The sequence below is a fragment of the Quadrisphaera sp. DSM 44207 genome (assembly GCF_900101335.1).
Lineage (GTDB): Bacteria > Actinomycetota > Actinomycetes > Actinomycetales > Quadrisphaeraceae > DSM-44207.
The window spans coordinates 711,631-728,341 of the sequence record NZ_FNKA01000002.1 but is presented as its reverse complement, the minus strand read 5'-3'; the positions used below and the strand labels follow the sequence as shown (position 1 = coordinate 728,341).

Here is a 16,711-nt window from a genome sequence, read left to right as displayed (position 1 = left end):
CTCACGCCTGGCCGGCGGCCGCCGCTCCGAGGCGGGACAGCGGCTCGGAGAGGGCGTCGACGACGCGGGCGAGCTCTCGGCGCTGCTCCTCGGTCACGGTGTCGTAGGAGACGAAGCCGTCGGGGGTGCGGTAGGGGTCCAGGGCGGCCAGGACGTCGGCGAACTCGGCGTCCAGCGCGGTCACCAGCTCGGGGTCGGTCTCGGCGACGACGGGGCGCAGCGCCTCGAACGCCTGCTGGGCGCCGCGGACGTTGGCCTCGAAGTCGACGAGGTCGGTGTGGCTGAACGCCTCCTCCTCGCCGGTGATCTTGCCGGTGGCGACCTCGTCGAGCAGCTCCTTGGCGCCGTTGCCGATCGAGGTCGGCGTCAGGGCCGCGTTCGGGGTGCGCTGGGCGAGCTCCTGGACGTCGAGGAGCAGCTGGTCGGCGACCGCGGTCATCGGGGCCAGGTCCTCCCCGGTCCACAGCGCCTTCTCGATCCGGTGCCAGCCGGTGAGCTCCTCGCCCTCGAGCAGGTCGGCCTCCCGGGCGTCGATGCGCGGGTCCAGGTCCCCGAAGCTCTCCGCGACCGGCTCGATGGACTCCCACGGCACGCGCGAGGGGGCGTACAGGGCCATCGCGCGCTCGCGGTCCCCGGCGGCCACGGCGTCGCGCAGCTGCTGCACCAGCGGCACGCCGGCGTCGGCCTGCTGCTGGACGTAGGTCCGGTAGGCCGTGACGGCGGCCTCGGCGGCCGGGTCGGCCTGCTCCGCCCCGGCGGCCGGGGTGACGGTGATGTCCTCGCGGATGCCGTCGCCGACCATGCCCGGCTTGCACGCCACCTGGTACTCGCCCTCGGGGAGGTCGACGGTGAGGTCGTAGCTCGTGCCGGGGCCGATGTTCTCCTTCTCGGTGACGATCCGGTCGCCCGGCGCGTACACGTACACCTCGGTGACGTCGGAGCCGCCGTTGCTGATCGCGAAGGTGGTGATGCCGCTCTCGAGGTCGGTGCGCGAGACGTCGCAGGAGGAGTCCGTCGCCTCCACGGCGACCGCGCCGTCCTGCGTGCCGCCCTGCGCGCCGCCCTGAGCGGCGGTGCTGCTCGCGGTGGGCGCGTCGGTGCACGCGGTCAGCGACGCCAGCCCCAGCAGGGGCAGGGCGAGGGCGGGGGTCAGGGCGCGGGTGCGCACGGGAGCTCCAGGGGTCGGGAGGGATCGGGCGGGGTCGGGAGGGCTCGGGCGGTTCGGGAGGGCTCGGACGGTTCAGGCGGCGGCGCGGGACGGCGCGGCCGCGGGGTCGGACGACGCGCCCGCCGCGGGGACCACGGCCGCGGGCCGCGCCGGGCGCAGGTAGAGGGCCAGGACGGGGACGACGTAGGCGACCCACGCGGCGGCCTCCAGCCACGTGGTGGCGGGGGAGAAGTTCAGGGTCCCCTTCAGCAGCACCCCGTACCAGCTGGTGGGCGGCACCTGCTCGCTGACGTCGAAGGCGAGGGAGTGCAGCCCCGGCAGCACGCCGGCCTCCTGCAGGTCGTGCACGCCGTAGGCCAGCACGCCGCCGGCGACGACGACGAGCGCGGCCCCGGTCCAGGTGAAGAAGCGGCGCAGGTCGATGCGGACGGCCTGCCGGTACAGCAGCCAGCCGAGCGCGACGGCCAGGGCCAGGCCGGCGGTGGCACCCACGAGCGGCTGCCACGTCTGGCCGGTGGCCTGCACGGCGGCGTAGAGGAAGAACGCGGTCTCCATGCCCTCGCGCCCGACGGCGAGGAAGGCGGTGACCGCGACCGCGGTGGCGCCCAGCTCCACCCCCGTGCGCATCCGCGCGTCGAGGTCGGAGCGCAGGTGCCGCGCGGCGCCCTTCATCCAGAAGACCATCCACGTGACGAAGACGACCGCCACGACGGACAGGATCCCGCCGAGGAGCTCCTGCGCCTCGAAGGTGAGCACCTTGGAGGCGAGGGTGAGGCCGCCGCCGACCCCGAGGGCCAGCAGCACCGCGGCGGCCACGCCGGCCCACAGCGGGCGCAGCCGGTCGCGCCGTCCGGTCTTGACGAGGAAGGCGATGAGGATGCTGACGACGATCGTCGCCTCCAGGCCCTCGCGCAGGCCGATCAGCAGGTTGGCGATCACGCCGTGTCCCCTCGCGCAGCGCCGGCGCCCGGACGGCCCGACGGAGTGAGGCGAGGCTAACCTGCCGGATCGGCCGGGGGAACAGGTGTGGTGAGGCTCACCTCACCTGTGGAAGACACCGGGGCGCGGCTGCGCCCACCGGCGCCCACCGGGCGGGGCGCCGGTGGCCGTCAGCCGGAGAGCGCGTCGGCCAGGGCGTCGCCGACCAGCTCCCGCTGCCACGGCCGGGCACCGGCCGCGGCGAGCGCGTCGGAGACCTCCCGCGGGCCGGCGGGCGAGGGCGGGCTCCAGCACAGCCGACGCAGCAGGTCGGGGGAGAGGAGGTTCTCCACCGGCACCGCGTGCGCCTCGGCGACGGCGGCCACTGCGGCGCGCGCCCGCGCCAGGCGCTCGGCCGCGGCGGGGTCCTTGTCCTTCCACGCCCGCGGCGGGGGCGGGCCGTCACCCGGCGGGGCGGGCGCCGGCAGCTGGGACTCCGGCAGCGCCCGGGCGCGGTCCAGCGCCGACAGCCAGCGGTCGGCCTGCCGGCGGTTGGCGGGGCCGGAGAAGACCGGCAGCGCGGCGAGGGCCCCCGGCGTGGTCGGCATGGCCTGGGCGGCGGCGACGACGGCGCGGTCGGGCAGCACCCGGCCGGGGGCGACGTCGCGCCGGCGGGCGAGCTCGTCGCGGGCGAGCCACAGCTCGCGCACCGCGGCCAGGGCGCGCCGCCCGCGCACCGCGTGCAGGCCGGAGACGCGGCGCCACGGGTCCGTGCGCGGGGCGGGCGCCGGGGCGTTGCGCACGGCGGCGAACTCCTGGCGGGCCCACTCCAGCTTGCCCTGGCGCGCCAGGTCGGCGGCGAGCGCGTCCCGCAGCTCCAGCAGCACCTCGACGTCGAGGGCGGCGTAGACCAGCCACGGCTCGGGCAGGGGGCGGGTCGACCAGTCGACCGCGGAGTGCTCCTTGGCCAGCGTCATGCCGAGCAGGCGCTCGACGACGGCGGCCAGGCCCACGCGCTCGTAGCCGGCGACGCGCGCACCCAGCTCGGTGTCGAACAGCTTCCCACCGGGCGCCAGGCCCACCGCGGCCAGGCAGGGCAGGTCCTGGGAGGCCGCGTGGAGCACCCACTCGGCGTCCCCGAGGGCCTCGCGCAGCGCGGACAGGTCCGGCAGGGCGACCGGGTCGACGAGCAGGGTGCCGACGCCGGCGCGGCGCAGCTGCACCAGGTAGGCGTCCTGCCCGTAGCGGTACCCCGAGGCCCGCTCGGCGTCGACCGCCACCGGTCCGGTGCCCGCGGCCAGGGCGGCCGCGTTCCGCGCGAGCGCCTCCGGGGTGTCCGTCAGCGGCGGGAGGCCGTCGCGGGGCGCGCTGAGCAGCACCGGCTCGGGGCCCTCCGGGGCCTGCGAGGGCTCCTCCACCGGTGCGCTGCTCACGCCCGGAACCGTAGCCGCCCCGCGCGAGCGGGCGCGGCACCGCGTCAGGAGATGACGCCGGCCCGCAGGCAGACGAGCACCATCTCCGCGCGGTCGCCGGTGCCCAGCTTGCGCGCGATGCGGGCCAGGTGGCTCTTGACCGTCAGCGCGGACAGGCCCAGGGCGTCGCCGACCTCGCGGTTGGACTGCCCGTCGGCGACGAGCTGGAGCACCTCGACCTCGCGGCCGGAGAGGTTCTGCAGCCCCTCCGGCGTCGAGGGCAGCACGGGCGCGACGGTGCCGGAGGCCGGCGTGGAGACGAAGCAGCGCACGCCGGCGGCCAGGGCCGCGCGCACCATCCACGGGTCCTCGGTGGTCGAGACCACCACGGCCGGCGACCAGCCGGCCGCGCGCAGGTCGCGCACCAGGGAGATCCCCGCGCCGTCCTGCAGGCCCGCCTCGACGACGCACGCGTCCCCGGTGTGGGCGGCGGCCGCGCGGCGGGCCTCGAGCACCGTGCTGGCCGCGAGGACCTCGCTCGTGCCGAGCGCCCGCAGCACCCGGACGGCGATCTCGCGCGCCGCCAGGGTCTGCACCGCGACCAGGGCGGTGCTGCGCCGTCCCCGCGGCGCCGGCGCCGCACGCACGGCACCCCTCTCCACGACCGTGCTCATCCTGAGCCTCCGCTTCCTCGCGGCGCCCGTCCTGGGCACCGTCCGCAGGAGGTATCGGCTCGTGCGCGCCGACCTTGACCGATCAGGCGCGGGAGGCGGGAGGGCGGGAGGCGGGAGGGCGGGGCTCAGCGCCCCCGCGGGGGGAAGGCGACCACGCCGGACGGCAGGGGCGGCAGGCCGCCGGCCGCGCACATCACGTCCGCCCACGCCTGCAGGGAGGTGCCGACGTCGTCCGGGGGCGGGGTCCAGGACCCGCGGACCTCGACCTCGACGCTGGCGGGGCGCTCGGCCAGGCCCGCGAAGCTCTCCGAGACCACGCGCGTGACCGTCCCGGACAGGGCGCCAGCGCGCACGCCGCGGCTGGCCAGGGCCTCCTCCAGCCACGACCAGCCGGCCCGGCCGAGGAGGGGGTCGGTGGCCAGCTCCGCCTCCAGCGCGGCGCGGGCGAGCGTCACCACGCGCACGGTGCCCTCCCAGCCGTCCTGGCCGAGCGGGTCGTGCAGCAGCACGAAGCGGCCGCTGGCGACGTCCTCGCCGCCGGCGACGACGTCCGCGGACAGCGCCACCGCGGACGGCGCGAGGCGCCGGGGGGCGGGCACCTGCTCCACGAGGACGTCGGTGCGCAGCGGCGCGGCGCGCAGGTCCGCCAGCATGGCGAGGAACACCGGTGGTGCGTCGGCGGGGACGTCCAGCAGCTCCACGCCGCACATCCTCTCGCACGCTCCGCCCCGGGAGCCCGCCGGCGCACGCACGTCGGCGCGCCGCGCCGGGCCGCGACCGTGCTGCTGGCCCGAGCGGCGCTGGTCGGGGCGGCGCTGGTCGGGGCGGCGCTGGTCGCTGCCGGCCGGCCTGGGAGGATCGGGGGGTGTCCGACGCCGCACCGGCCCCCCCGGCTCCTCCGGCCGAGCGCCCCGCGCCCTCCGCCGCCGACTCGCCCCTGGTGCGCGCGTGCCGGCGCCTGCCGGTGCCGCACACCCCGGTGTGGTTCATGCGCCAGGCGGGCCGCTCGCTGCCGGAGTACCGCGCGGTGCGCGAGGGCGTGGCCATGCTCGAGGCCTGCCGGCGCCCCGAGCTCGTCACGGAGATCACCCTGCAGCCGGTGCGCCGCTACGGCGTCGACGCGGCGATCCTCTACTCCGACATCGTCGTGCCGCTGCAGGCCGCCGGCGTCGACCTCGACATCGTGCCCGGCGTCGGGCCGGTCGTGGCCTCGCCCGTGCGCACCGCGGCCGACGTCGAGGCCCTGCCGCTGCTGGACCCGGCGCAGGTGGAGCCCGTGGCCGCCGCGGTGCGGATGCTGGTCGCCGAGCTGGGCGCCACGCCCCTGATCGGCTTCGCCGGCGCGCCGTTCACCCTGGCCAGCTACCTCGTCGAGGGCGGGCCCAGCCGCAACCACGAGCGCACCAAGGCGCTCATGCACGGCGACCCGGGCCTGTGGGCGGCGCTCATGGCGCGCCTGGTGCAGGTGACGACGACCTTCCTGCGGGTGCAGGCGCAGGCCGGCGCGAGCGCGCTGCAGCTGTTCGACTCGTGGGCCGGAGCGCTGCCGCTGGCCGACTACGAGCGGTTCGTCCAGCCCTCCTCCCGCGCCGTGCTCGAGGGCGTCGCGGACCTCGGCGTCCCCCGCATCCACTTCGGGGTCGGCACGGGGGAGCTGCTGCGCGCGATGGGGGAGGCCGGCGCGGACGTCGTCGGCGTGGACTTCCGGGTGCCGCTGGCCGAGGCCTCCCGCCGGATCGGCCCGTCGCGCGCGGTGCAGGGCAACCTCGACCCCGCGCTCGTCTTCGCCCCCTGGCCGGTCGTGCGGGCCGCCGTGCGCGACGTGCTCGCGAGCGGTGCGCAGGCGCCCGGCCACGTGTTCAACCTCGGCCACGGCGTGCTGCCGACCACCGACCCCGACGTCCTCGCGCGCGTGGTCGAGCTCGTGCACGAGGCGAGCGCCGGCTCGGCCGGGTCCGCGGTGGGAGCACCGGCGGAGCGGCGAGCGGGATGACGGCGCCGGCCGAGCCCGTCGTCGCGGTCGTCGGCGCCGGGATCAGCGGCCTGGCCGCCGCCTGGCGCCTGGCCAGCGCGCCCGGGCGCCGCCGCGTGGTGCTGCTGGAGGCGAGCGGGCGCACCGGAGGGGCGCTGCAGCGCGTGCGGGTGGGCGCCGGCGCGAGCGCCGTCGTGGTGGACGGCGGCGCGGAGGCGCTGCTGGCGCGCCGCACGGAGGCGGTGCGCCTGGCCGCCGAGGTGGGCCTGAGCGGGGACCTCGTGGCCCCCGCCACCGCGCGCGCCGCCGTCGCCTCGCGCGGCGCGCTGCACCCGGTGCCGCCCGGCACCGTGATGGGGGTGCCGCGCGAGGCCGACGCCCTGCGCGGCCTGCTGGACGCCGGCGAGGTCGAGCGGGCCCGCTGCGAGGTGCCCGGCCCGCCCGTGGACGACGACGCGGCCGTCGGCGCGTGGGTCGCGCACCGGTTCGGCCCGGCGGTCGCGCAGCGGCTGGTCGACCCCCTCCTCGGCGGCGTCTACGCCGGGCGCGCCGACCTGCTGTCGCTGCGCGCGACCGCGCCCGCCCTGTGGCCGGCCGCCCGCGACGCCCGGCCCGTGCTCACCGGGGGCTCGGCGCCCCCGGCCGGAGGCGACCCGGACGGCGGCGGCGGGCTGGGCAGCGGCGCCGGCACGGCCGCCGGCGGCGCCGTCTTCGCCGGCGTGCGCGGCGGCGTCGGGCGCCTGGCGGAGGCGCTGACCGCCGCGCTGCCGCGCGCCGGCGTCGCGCTGCGCCTGGGCGCGCCCGTGCGCGAGCTCGTCCCCGCCGGCGGCGCCTGGCGCCTGCGCGGAGCGCCTCCCGGCCGCGCGGAGGAGGAGCTCCTCGCCGACGCCGTCGTGGTGGCCCTGCCCCCGCCCGCGGCGTCCGCGCTGCTGGCCGGCCCCGTGCCCGAGGCCGCGGCCGCCCTGAGCGGCGTGCCCACGGCGAGCCTGGCGCTGTGCACGCTGGTGCTGCCCCCCGGCGCGCTGGACGCGGTCGCGATCGAGGGTGCGCCCGGCCCGCTGTCCGGGGTGCTCGTCCCGCCCGTGGAGGGCCGCCTCGTGAAGGCGATGACGTTCTCCAGCGCCAAGTGGGCCTGGGTCGCGCAGGCCGCCGGAGGGCGCAGCGTGCTGCGGCTGTCGGTCGGCCGGTACGGCGACGACGGCGTCCTGGCGCGCTCCGACGAGCAGCTGCTGGCCGCGGCGGCCGCCGACGCGCAGGAGGTGCTCGGCGTGCCGCTGCGGCCGCTGGCCGCAGCCGTCACCCGCTGGGACGACGCGCTGCCGCAGTACCTCGTCGGCCACGTCGGGCGGGTGGAGGCCGTGCGCGCCGCCGTGGCCGCCCGCCCCGGCCTGGCCGTGGCCGGCGCCGCCTACGACGGCGTCGGCGTGCCCGCGTGCATCGCCTCCGCCGGGCTCGCCGCCGAGCGGGTGCTCGCGCACCTGGCCGCCTGAGCCCGGCGGTGCGGGCCGCGGGCGCCGCGGGCGCACCGCGCGGCCCCGGGGTGAGCGCGGGCGCCGCGCGCGCGAGGATGGGGCCATGACGCAGGCTCCCGAGCAGGAGCGGGCGGGCACCGCCGAGAAGCCGGCCACCCGCACGCACGCCGAGATCAACCAGACCATCCGCTACACGATGTGGTCGGTGTTCGCCCTCGACGGCGAGCTGGGCCCCGGCGCCGACCGCGCCGCGGTCGCGGCCGAGGTCGAGGCGCTGCTCGCCGGGCTCGGTGCGCGCGACCTGCAGGTGCGGGGGCTGTACGACACCTCCGGCATGCGCGCCGACGCGGACGTGATGGTGTGGTGGCACGCGCCGTCCGTGGAGGTGGTGCAGGAGGCCTACCGGCGCCTGCGCCGCACCGCGCTCGGGCGGGTGCTGAAGCCCGTGTGGTCCTCGGTCGGGGTGCACCGCCAGGCCGAGTTCAACGCCCGCCACGTCCCGGCGTTCATGGCCGGGGAGGAGCCGCGCCGCTACCTGAACGTGTACCCGTTCGTGCGATCCTACGAGTGGTACCTGCTGCCCGAGGACGAGCGGCGCACGATGCTCAAGGACCACGGCATGGCCGCCATGCCTTATCCGGACGTGCGCGCGAACACCGTCTCCGCGTTCGCGCTCGGCGACTACGAGTGGCTGCTCGCGTTCGAGGCCGACGAGCTGCACCGCATCGTCGACCTCATGCGCGACCTGCGGAACACCGAGGCCCGCCGCCACGTGCGCGAGGAGCTGCCCTTCTTCACCGGGCGGCGCGTGCCGCTGGCCGAGCTCGTCGACGCCCTGCCGTGAGCGCGCCGGGCGGAGGGCCGCTGCGGCTCCCGCAGCCGCCCGTTCCGGACGCCGAGCGGCTGCGCGGCGAGGTCGACCGGCTGCTGGGCTTCGCCGCCGGCGCGGTGCACCCCGACGGCGGCTTCGCGCTCCTGGACGACGAGGGCCGGCCGCAGCTGGACCAGCCGGTGCACGCGTACGTGACCGCACGGATGACGCACGTGTTCTCCCTCGGCCACCTGCTGGGCCGGCCCGGGGACGGCGCGCTCGCCGACGCCGGCGTCGCGGCGCTGAGCGGGCGGCTGCGCGACGGCGAGCACGGCGGCTGGTTCGGCGCGCTCGGCCCGACCGGCCTGGAGGACCCCGCCAGCGACCTGACCAAGGGCGCGTACGCGCACGCGTTCGTCGTCCTGGCCGCGGCCAGCGCCACCGCCGCCGGACGCCCCGGCGCGCCCGAGCTGCTCGACGACGCCCTCGGCGTGCTCGAGCGGCGGTTCTGGCGCGAGGACGACGGGATGCTCGTCGAGGAGTGGGACCGCGCCTTCTCGGCGCTGGACCCCTACCGCGGGGTCAACGCCAACATGCACGGCGTCGAGGCGATGCTCACCGCCGCCGACGTCACCGGCCGCGAGCAGTGGCGGGCGCGGGCGCTGCGGATCGCCGAGCGCGTCGTGCACGGCTTCGCCCGGGAGGCCGGGTGGCGGCTGCCGGAGCACTTCGACGCCGGCTGGAACCCGCTGCCGGACTACAACAGCGACGATCGGGCCCACCCCTTCCGCCCGTACGGGGTGACCACCGGGCACCTGCTGGAGTGGTCGCGCCTGTGCCTGCACCTGCGGGCCTCCCTCGGCGCCGGCGCACCGGTGTGGCTGCTCGACGACGCGGTGGCGCTGTTCGACACCGCCGTGCGGGAGGGCTGGCGCGCCGACGGGCACGAGGGGTTCGTCTACACCACGGACTTCGACGGCGCCCCGGTGGTGACGGCCCGCATGCACTGGGTGGTCACCGAGGGCATCGCGGCCGCGGCCGCGATGTACGCCGCGACGGGGGAGCCGGCCTACGCCGACCGCTACGAGGAGTGGTGGGACCATGCCGAGCGGCTCTTCGTCGACCGCGAGAAGGGCTCCTGGCGCCACGAGCTGGACGCGCGAGGGCGCCCGGCGACGGGCACCTGGTCGGGCAAGCCGGACGTCTACCACGCCGTGCAGGCGTGCCTGGTGCCGCAGCTGCCGCTGACCCCGATGCTCCCGGCGGCCCTGCGCGACGCGTCCGCGCCGTCCCCGCCGGCCTGACCCACACGATCACGGCGGGGTGGGGAAGCGGCGCATCGGCACGTGCGGGATGCCGTCCTCGAGGAAACCCGGCCCGGACGGCGCGAAGCCCCAGCGGGCGTACCAGTGCTCCAGGTGCGCCTGGGCGTCCAGCACCAGCGGCGCGCGCCCGTGCCGGGCCAGGACGTCGCCCATCAGCGCCCCCGCCAGGCCCTGCCCGCGCGCGGGGGCAGCCGTGACGACCCGCCCGACGCGGCGCGCGCCGTCGCCGTCGCCGTCGGCCAGCACCCGCAGGTACGCGCCGACCGCCAGCCCGCCGCCGGGGACCCAGCAGTGCTCGGCGTCCGGCTCCAGGTCGCGCCCGTCCAGCTCGGGGTAGGGGCACGCCTGCTCGACCACGAACACGTCGACCCGCAGCCGGGCGATCGCGTACGCCAGCTGCGGGTCGAGGTCGCGCCAGGCGGCGCGGCGGACGGCGGGCGCGGCAGGAGTGCTCACCCGCGCATCCTCGCCGGTCGGCTCAGGAGCTGGTGGTGGGATCCAGACGCAGGCTGACGGAGTTGATGCAGTACCGCTGGTCGGTCGGTGTGGGGAAGCCCTCGCCCTCGAAGACGTGGCCGAGGTGGCTGCCGCAGGACGCGCACCGGACCTCGGTGCGCACCACGCCGAGCGAGCGGTCGGGAACCAGCTCCACGTGGTCGTCGGCCGACGGCGCCCAGAACGCGGGCCAGCCGCAGTTCGAGTGGAACTTCGTGTCGCTGCGGAAGAGCTCCGCGCCGCACGCGCGGCAGGAGTAGACGCCCTCGGTCTCGGTGTCGGTGTACTCGCCGACGTAGGGGCGCTCGGTGCCGGCCTCGCGCAGCACGTGGTACTCGGCGCGCGACAGCTGCTGGCGCCACTCGGTGTCGCTCTTGGTGACCGGATACCGCGTGCCGGACTCGCCGGGCAGGCTCGAGGTGCTCATGCCGGGGTCAACACCGGTGCGCCGCGCGCCGTTCCCCGCCGGCTCGGCCGAGGAGCATCGGCTCAGCCGAGGAACGTCGTCCCGCCGTACAGGTGCAGCACCGGCACGCCGAGCTCCTCGCGGGCCCGCGACGCCCAGTCGCGGTGGAAGGTGTCCTCCAGGGCCCGCGGGCGCGTGACGACCACGACCTCGCGGGCGCCGTGCCCCCGCACGGCCTGCTCCAGCGCCGGCAGCGGGTCGTCGGCGGTCAGGGCGCCGTCGGCGTCCCGGCCGCGCTCGCGCAGCGAGAACAGCGTCGCGTCGAGCACCTCCTGCGCCTGCGCCCGCGCCCGCTGCGGATCGGGCCCGCGCACGGCGTCCAGGGCCTGGCGCAGCTGGCCCAGGCTGAGCCGGTCGACGACCTCGGCGAGCAGGTTGCGCTCGGTGTCCGTGGGCACGAGCACGCGGTAGAGGAGGTCCTCGCCCTCGTGCAGCGCGATGATCCGCTCGGCGTCGGCGGCCTGCACGGGCTCCTCGGTGAGCAGGACGACGGTCTCGCGCGGCTCGGGCACGGCGGCGAGGCTACCGGGCCGGCACCCGCGGCTCGGGCACGGCGCCGGCGCGCGGCGTCGGCTCAGCGCCCGGAGGAGCCCGTGAGCACGGCGTCGAGGTCGTAGGCCACCGGCACCTCGAGCTGCCCGAAGGTGCACGAGGCGGGGTCGCGGTCCGGGCGCCAGCGCCCGAACTGCGCCACGTGCCGGAACCGGTCGCCCTCCATCTGGTCGTAGCGCACCTCGAGCACCAGCTCCGGGCGCAGCACCACCCACGAGGTGTCCTTGTCCGCGGCGGCGAACCGGTTCCTCTCCCCGACCCCGCGCACGACCTCACCGCCCTCGTCGCGCGCCACGAGCGGGGCCAGCTGCTCCTCCAGCTGCGCGCGGACGGCCGTGGTGAACGCCGAGACCGCCCCGACCTGGCGCAGCTGCCCCGCGTCGTCGTGCAGGCCGAGCAGCAGCGACCCGACGCCGCGCCCGCTCTTGTGCACCCGGTAGCCGACGGCCACGACGTCGGCGGTGCGCGCGTGCTTGACCTTGAGCACCACCCGCCTGCCCGGCGCGTACGGGGCCGCGAGCGGCTTGGCCACCACGCCGTCCAGGCCGGCGCCCTCGAAGGCCTCCAGCCACCGCCGGGCCTCCTCGGCGTCGGCGGTCACCCGCGTCAGGTGCAGCCGGCCGTGGTCGCGGTCGTGGTCCAGCACGTCCTCCAGCCGGGCGCGCCGCTCGGCGAACGGGCGCAGCTGCAGGTCCTCCTCGCCCAGGGCGAGCAGGTCGAAGGCGACGAAGGAGACCGGCGTCCGCTCGGCCAGCAGGCGCACCCGCGAGCCGGCCGGGTGGATCCGCTGCGCCAGGGCCTCCCAGTCCAGCCGCTCCGCGCCCGGCTGACCGCGGCGCAGCACGACCTCCCCGTCGACCACGCACCGCGGCGGCGCGTGCTGCAGCACCTGCTCCACGAGCTCGGGGAAGTACCGCGTCAGCGGGCGCTCGCCGCGGCTGCCGAGGACCACCTCGTCGCCGTCGCGGAAGACGATGCAGCGGAACCCGTCCCACTTCGGCTCGTACACCAGCCCGCCGGCGACGGCGTCCGGTGCGGGCACCTGCGGCACGGGCCTCGCCAGCATCGGCGCGACGGGAGGCAGGACGGGCAGGCGCACGCGGCCATCCTGGCCGCGGGCTCTCCCGCACGACCCCCGCCCGGCGGCGCGGACCGCCGGGCGGGGGAGCGGTTCACCCCGTTCGGCGCAGCACCGTCAGGGACCGGTCGCGCACGAGCACCGTCGCCCCGGGTGCCAGGGGGCGCCGCAGGTGCTGCTCCGGGTCGGTGCTCAGCAGCAGCTCCCAGCGCTTGACGCGCTTCTTGCCGCGCCGCGGCTCGGCCGGGGTGCCGAACTCCACCGCGCCCTCCGAGGCGTTCAGGAGCACGAGCAGCTCGTCCGCGCCGCCGTCGCCCGCCGGCCCGGTCAGGTGGACGGCGAGGGCCTTGCTCACGGCGTCGCCCCAGTCGGCGTCCGTCATCCGCGGCCCGTCGGCGCGGCGCATGACGATCGCGCCGTCGGCGTCCTCGTCGGCGTCGTCGGGCGCGGGCAGGTAGTGGCGCGGGTGCAGCGCCGGGTGCGCCTTGCGCAGCGCGATCAGCTCGCGCGTGAAGGCCAGCAGGTCGGCGTCGGCGCCCTCCCAGTCGTACCAGGAGACCTCGTCGTCGTGGCAGTAGGCGTTGTTGTTGCCGCCCTGGGTGCGGGCGATCTCGTCGCCGCCGAGGAGCATCGGCACCCCGGCCGAGAGCAGCAGCGTGGCGAGGAGGTTGCGCCGCTGCCGGTCGCGCAGCGCGCACACGGCCGGGTCGTCGCTGGGCCCCTCGGCGCCGCAGTTCCACGAGCGGTTGTCGCTCTCGCCGTCCGCGCCGCCCTCGCCGTTGGCCTCGTTGTGCTTCTCGTCGAAGGCGGTGAGGTCGGCGAGGCTGAACCCGTCGTGGGCGGTGACGAAGTTGACGCTGGCCACCGGGTCGCGCCCGCCGCGCTCGTAGACGTCGGGGCTGCCCGTCATCCGCAGCGCAAGCTCGCCGAGCGAGCCCTCGGCGCCGCGCCAGAAGTCGCGCACGCCGTCGCGGTACTTCCCGTTCCACTCCGACCAGCGGGCCGGGAAGCCGCCGACCTGGTAGCCGGCGGTGTCCCACGGTTCGGCGATCATCTTCACGGGCGCCAGCACCGGGTCCTGGTGCACGAGGTCGAGGAAGGCGCTGTGCACGTCCATGTCACCGCCCTGGCGGGTCAGGGTCGTGGCCAGGTCGAAGCGGAAGCCGTCGACGTGCATCTCGGTCACCCAGTAGCGCAGCGAGTCCATGATCAGGTGCAGGGCGGCGGGGTGGCCGACGTTCAGGCTGTTGCCCGTGCCGGTGGTGTCGAAGTAGTGCTGGCGGTCCTCCCCGACCAGGCGGTAGTAGGAGCCGTTGTCGATGCCCCTCAGGGACAGCGTCGGCCCCAGGTGGTTGCCCTCGGCGGTGTGGTTGAACACCACGTCGAGGATCACCTCCAGGCCCGCGGCGTGCAGCGCCTTGACCATGGCCTTGAACTCGGCGACCTGCTGCCCGCCGTCGCCCGCGGAGCTGTACTCCCCGTGCGGGGCGAGGAAGCCGATGGAGTTGTAGCCCCAGTAGTTGCGCAGGCCCTTCTCCAGCAGGTGGGAGTCCTGGACGAACTGGTGCACCGGCAGCAGCTCGACGGCGGTCACCCCCAGGTCGGTCAGGTGCTGCGTGACCGCGGGGTGGGCCAGGCCGGCGTAGGTGCCGCGCAGCTCCTCCGGGACGTCGGGGTGGCGCTTCGTCAGGCCCTTCACGTGCGTCTCGTAGACGACCGTCTCCGACAGCGGCGTGCGCGGCGGCGCGTCGTCGCCCCAGTCGAAGGAGCGGTCGGCGACGACGCAGCGGGGCATCGACGCCGCGGAGTCCGCGTCGTTGCGCCGGGTCGGGTCGTCGAAGTGGTGGCCGAAGACGTCCTCGCCCCAGGACACCCCGCCCTCGACGGCCGTCGCGTGCGGGTCCAGCAGCAGCTTGGCCGCGTTGTGCCGCAGCCCGTTCGCCGGGTCCCACGGCCCGTGCACGCGCAGCCCGTACCGCTGCCCGACGCCGACGCCCGGCAGGAAGCCGTGGAAGACGTGCCCGGTGCGCTCGGGCAGCGCCACGCGCGTCTCGGTGCCGACCGCGTCGAACAGGGCCACCTCGACGGCCTCCGCCGTCTCGGAGTACACGGCGACGTTCGTGCCGCCCTGCAGCGGCGTGGCGCCGAGCGGGAAGGGCAGGCCGGCGTCCGCGGTCGGCGGCGCGGTGGGCGGGACGGGCCTCTTCTCGGTGGTGCCGAGCGCGGCGGGCGGGCCGGCGGTCGTGCTCGGTGCGGTGCGGGTGCGGGCGGAGGGAGGTGCGGAGGTCACCGCGGGAGCATGCGGGATGCCGCCGCCCTCGGCGAACCCCCCTGCGCCCGCCCGGGTGCACCCGCGCCGCGCACGACCGCGTCGCACACCTCGCCCAGCGCAGCCGCCTGGGCCGGGGTGAGCCGGTCGAAGAGCACCTGGCGCACGGCCTCCACGTGGCCGGGCGCCGCCCGCTGCAGCACCCGCAGGCCCTCGTGCGTCAGGACGGCGCTGGTGCCCCGGCGGTCGCTGGGGTCGGCGGTGCGGGCCACCCACCCGGCCTCCTCCAGCCGGGCGACGGCGTGGGAGGTGCGGCTCTGGCTGGCGCCCAGGACGGCGGCCAGGTCCTTCATCCGCAGGCTCGCGCCCGGGGCCTCCGAGAGCGCGACCAGGGCCCGGTAGTAGGCGTGCGGCATCCCGGCCGCCTGCTGCAGCTGGCGCTCGAGCGCCTCCTCCACGGTGCGCACCGCCGCCAGCCAGGCCCGCCAGACGCGCTGCTCGTCCTCGTCCAGCCACGGCGTCGGTGCTCCAGCGCTCACGGCCCGAGGGTAGGCGGCTGCCCAGGCGCCCTCCCGGCGCGCCGCCAGTGTTGCATGAGGATGCACGAACCTGCATCGTCATCCCTGTGTCCAAGGTGCTCACCTCCCTGCCCACCGGCGAGCGCGTCGGGATCGCCTTCTCCGGCGGCCTCGACACCTCCGTAGCGGTCGCGTGGATGCGCGAGCGGGGTGCGGTGCCGTGCACGTACACCGCCGACATCGGCCAGTACGACGAGCCCGACATCGCCTCGGTGCCCGGGCGCGCGACGGCGTACGGCGCGGAGGTCGCCCGGCTCGTCGACGGCAGGGCGGCCCTCGTGGAGGAGGGGCTGGCTGCCCTGACCTGCGGGGCGTTCCACATCCGCTCGGGCGGGCGCAGCTACTTCAACACCACCCCGCTCGGGCGGGCCGTCACCGGCACCCTGCTGGTGCGCGCGATGCTCGAGGACGGCGTGCAGATCTGGGGCGACGGCTCGACCTTCAAGGGCAACGACATCGAGCGGTTCTACCGCTACGGCCTGCTGGCCAACCCCGCCCTGCGCATCTACAAGCCGTGGCTGGACGCCGACTTCGTCAGCGAGCTCGGCGGCCGCAAGGAGATGTCGGAGTGGCTGACCTCGCACGGCCTGCCGTACCGCGACAGCGTGGAGAAGGCCTACTCCACCGACGCGAACATCTGGGGCGCGACCCACGAGGCGAAGGCGCTCGAGCACCTCGACACGGGCATCGAGATCGTCGAACCGATCATGGGCGTGCGGTTCTGGGACCCCGAGGTCGAGGTCGCCGCCGAGGACGTCACCATCGGCTTCGAGCAGGGGCGCCCGGTGAGGATCGACGGCCGTGAGTTCCCCTCCGCCGTGGACCTGGTGCTGGAGGCCAACGCGATCGGCGGCCGGCACGGCACAGGCATGTCCGACCAGATCGAGAACCGCATCATCGAGGCGAAGAGCCGCGGCATCTACGAGGCGCCGGGGATGGCGCTGCTGCACGCGGCGTACGAGCGGCTGGTCAACGCCATCCACAACGAGGACACCCTCGCCACCTACCACAGCGAGGGACGGCGGCTGGGCAGGCTGATGTACGAGGGCCGCTGGCTGGACCCGCAGGCCCTCATGCTGCGCGAGTCGCTGCAGCGCTGGGTCGGCACGGCGGTCACCGGGGAGGTGACGCTGCGGCTGCGGCGCGGGGAGGACTACTCGATCCTCGACACCTCCGGACCGGCGTTCAGCTACCACCCGGACAAGCTGTCCATGGAGCGCACCGCGGACTCCGCCTTCGGGCCCGGGGACCGGATCGGCCAGCTGACCATGCGCAACCTCGACATCGCCGACTCCCGCGCCAAGCTGGAGCAGTACGCCGGGCTCGGCATGGTCGGCAGCTCGCACCCGACGCTGATCGGCGCCGCGCAGGCGGCCTCGACCGGGCTGATCGGGGCGATGCCCGAGGGCGGGGCCGACGCCATCGCCTCGCGCGGGCGGGGCTCGAGCGCGGAGGAGCTGCTCGACCGCGCCGCGATGGAGCTGGGCACCGACTGACCGGCGCTCAGGACGCGTCGTCCCC

The 16,711-nt window shown here is 76.8% G+C and carries 16 protein-coding genes; 5 read left to right on the top strand and 11 right to left on the bottom strand.

The genetic code is table 11. The annotated features are described in order from the left end of the window. Position 1: 1 nt before the first annotated feature. From efeO to BLS82_RS09575, 5 genes are all read right to left on the bottom strand, one after another. Positions 2 to 1,168, bottom strand: a complete 1,167-nt coding sequence (gene efeO / locus BLS82_RS09595) for an iron uptake system protein EfeO (RefSeq protein ID WP_218123755.1) — start codon at positions 1,166 to 1,168, stop codon at positions 2 to 4. Positions 1,169 to 1,240: 72 nt separating this feature from the next. Next, positions 1,241 to 2,107, bottom strand: a complete 867-nt coding sequence (gene efeU / locus BLS82_RS09590; RefSeq protein WP_092864521.1) for an iron uptake transporter permease EfeU — start codon at positions 2,105 to 2,107, stop codon at positions 1,241 to 1,243. A 170-nt stretch (positions 2,108 to 2,277) separates the two neighbouring features. Continuing rightward, positions 2,278 to 3,519 (bottom strand): HRDC domain-containing protein, encoded by a 1,242-nt coding sequence (locus BLS82_RS09585; protein ID WP_092864518.1) that lies wholly within the window; start codon positions 3,517 to 3,519, stop codon positions 2,278 to 2,280. Positions 3,520 to 3,563: 44 nt separating this feature from the next. Further along, entirely contained in the window at positions 3,564 to 4,172 is a 609-nt protein-coding gene (locus BLS82_RS09580) for a helix-turn-helix transcriptional regulator (RefSeq protein ID WP_092864515.1), read from the bottom strand. A 125-nt stretch (positions 4,173 to 4,297) separates the two neighbouring features. Further along, the gene (locus tag BLS82_RS09575) at positions 4,298 to 4,882 is read right to left on the bottom strand and encodes a DUF3000 domain-containing protein (protein WP_092864512.1); all 585 of its coding nucleotides are present in this window, start codon (positions 4,880 to 4,882) and stop codon (positions 4,298 to 4,300) included. Between the two features lie 155 nt (positions 4,883 to 5,037). On the opposite strand from BLS82_RS09575, the gene hemE reads away from it, so the two are divergent. The 4 genes from hemE to BLS82_RS09555 all read left to right on the top strand — a co-directional run bounded on the left by hemE (position 5,038) and on the right by BLS82_RS09555 (position 9,731). Then, on the top strand, positions 5,038 to 6,165 hold the full coding sequence (gene hemE / locus BLS82_RS09570; RefSeq protein WP_092864509.1) for a uroporphyrinogen decarboxylase: 1,128 nt from the start codon (positions 5,038 to 5,040) through the stop codon (positions 6,163 to 6,165). Further along, positions 6,162 to 7,634, top strand: a complete 1,473-nt coding sequence (gene hemG, locus BLS82_RS09565; RefSeq protein ID WP_092864506.1) for a protoporphyrinogen oxidase — start codon at positions 6,162 to 6,164, stop codon at positions 7,632 to 7,634. Before hemE ends, hemG begins: the two co-directional genes overlap by 4 nt. Positions 7,635 to 7,719: 85 nt before the next feature. Further along, entirely contained in the window at positions 7,720 to 8,460 is a 741-nt protein-coding gene (gene hemQ, locus BLS82_RS09560) for a hydrogen peroxide-dependent heme synthase (RefSeq protein WP_092864503.1), read from the top strand. Positions 8,461 to 8,480: 20 nt separating this feature from the next. Beyond that, entirely contained in the window at positions 8,481 to 9,731 is a 1,251-nt protein-coding gene (locus BLS82_RS09555; RefSeq protein ID WP_092865208.1) for an AGE family epimerase/isomerase, read from the top strand. 9 nt (positions 9,732 to 9,740) lie between these two features. Here BLS82_RS09555 and BLS82_RS09550 read toward each other — a convergent pair whose 3' ends face one another. The 6 genes from BLS82_RS09550 to BLS82_RS09525 all read right to left on the bottom strand — a co-directional run bounded on the left by BLS82_RS09550 (position 9,741) and on the right by BLS82_RS09525 (position 15,151). Next, positions 9,741 to 10,208, bottom strand: coding sequence for a GNAT family N-acetyltransferase (locus BLS82_RS09550; RefSeq protein ID WP_092864499.1), 468 nt, complete (start codon positions 10,206 to 10,208; stop codon positions 9,741 to 9,743). 22 nt (positions 10,209 to 10,230) lie between these two features. Further along, positions 10,231 to 10,674 carry a peptide-methionine (R)-S-oxide reductase MsrB gene (gene msrB / locus BLS82_RS09545; protein WP_092864496.1) on the bottom strand — a complete coding sequence of 148 codons (444 nt, stop codon included), beginning with the start codon at positions 10,672 to 10,674 and terminating at the stop codon, positions 10,231 to 10,233. A 62-nt stretch (positions 10,675 to 10,736) separates the two neighbouring features. Then, positions 10,737 to 11,225 carry a hypothetical protein gene (locus tag BLS82_RS09540; RefSeq protein WP_092864493.1) on the bottom strand — a complete coding sequence of 163 codons (489 nt, stop codon included), beginning with the start codon at positions 11,223 to 11,225 and terminating at the stop codon, positions 10,737 to 10,739. A gap of 62 nt (positions 11,226 to 11,287) precedes the next feature. After that, positions 11,288 to 12,358 carry an ATP-dependent DNA ligase gene (locus BLS82_RS09535; RefSeq protein ID WP_092865205.1) on the bottom strand — a complete coding sequence of 357 codons (1,071 nt, stop codon included), beginning with the start codon at positions 12,356 to 12,358 and terminating at the stop codon, positions 11,288 to 11,290. A 79-nt stretch (positions 12,359 to 12,437) separates the two neighbouring features. Continuing rightward, positions 12,438 to 14,504, bottom strand: coding sequence for a glycogen debranching protein GlgX (gene glgX, locus BLS82_RS09530; protein ID WP_092865202.1), 2,067 nt, complete (start codon positions 14,502 to 14,504; stop codon positions 12,438 to 12,440). A gap of 125 nt (positions 14,505 to 14,629) precedes the next feature. Further along, positions 14,630 to 15,151 (bottom strand): MarR family winged helix-turn-helix transcriptional regulator, encoded by a 522-nt coding sequence (locus tag BLS82_RS09525; RefSeq protein ID WP_092864490.1) that lies wholly within the window; start codon positions 15,149 to 15,151, stop codon positions 14,630 to 14,632. An 86-nt stretch (positions 15,152 to 15,237) separates the two neighbouring features. Here BLS82_RS09525 and argG point away from each other — a divergent pair, with 86 nt between their 5' ends. Further along, positions 15,238 to 16,686: an argininosuccinate synthase gene (gene argG / locus BLS82_RS09520; RefSeq protein WP_092864487.1), complete on the top strand. Its 1,449-nt coding sequence runs from the start codon at positions 15,238 to 15,240 to the stop codon at positions 16,684 to 16,686. Positions 16,687 to 16,711: the final 25 nt, after the last annotated feature.

Bases quoted from the DNA above. Each gene is read 5' to 3' on its own strand.
- BLS82_RS09580 (WP_092864515.1), bottom strand. From the start codon at position 4,172: ATGAGCACGGTCGTGGAGAGGGGTGCCGTGCGTGCGGCGCCGGCGCCG.
- BLS82_RS09575 (WP_092864512.1), bottom strand. From the start codon at position 4,882: ATGTGCGGCGTGGAGCTGCTGGACGTCCCCGCCGACGCACCACCGGTG.
- hemG (WP_092864506.1), top strand. From the start codon at position 6,162: ATGACGGCGCCGGCCGAGCCCGTCGTCGCGGTCGTCGGCGCCGGGATC.
- hemQ (WP_092864503.1), top strand. From the start codon at position 7,720: ATGACGCAGGCTCCCGAGCAGGAGCGGGCGGGCACCGCCGAGAAGCCG.
- msrB (WP_092864496.1), bottom strand. From the start codon at position 10,674: ATGAGCACCTCGAGCCTGCCCGGCGAGTCCGGCACGCGGTATCCGGTC.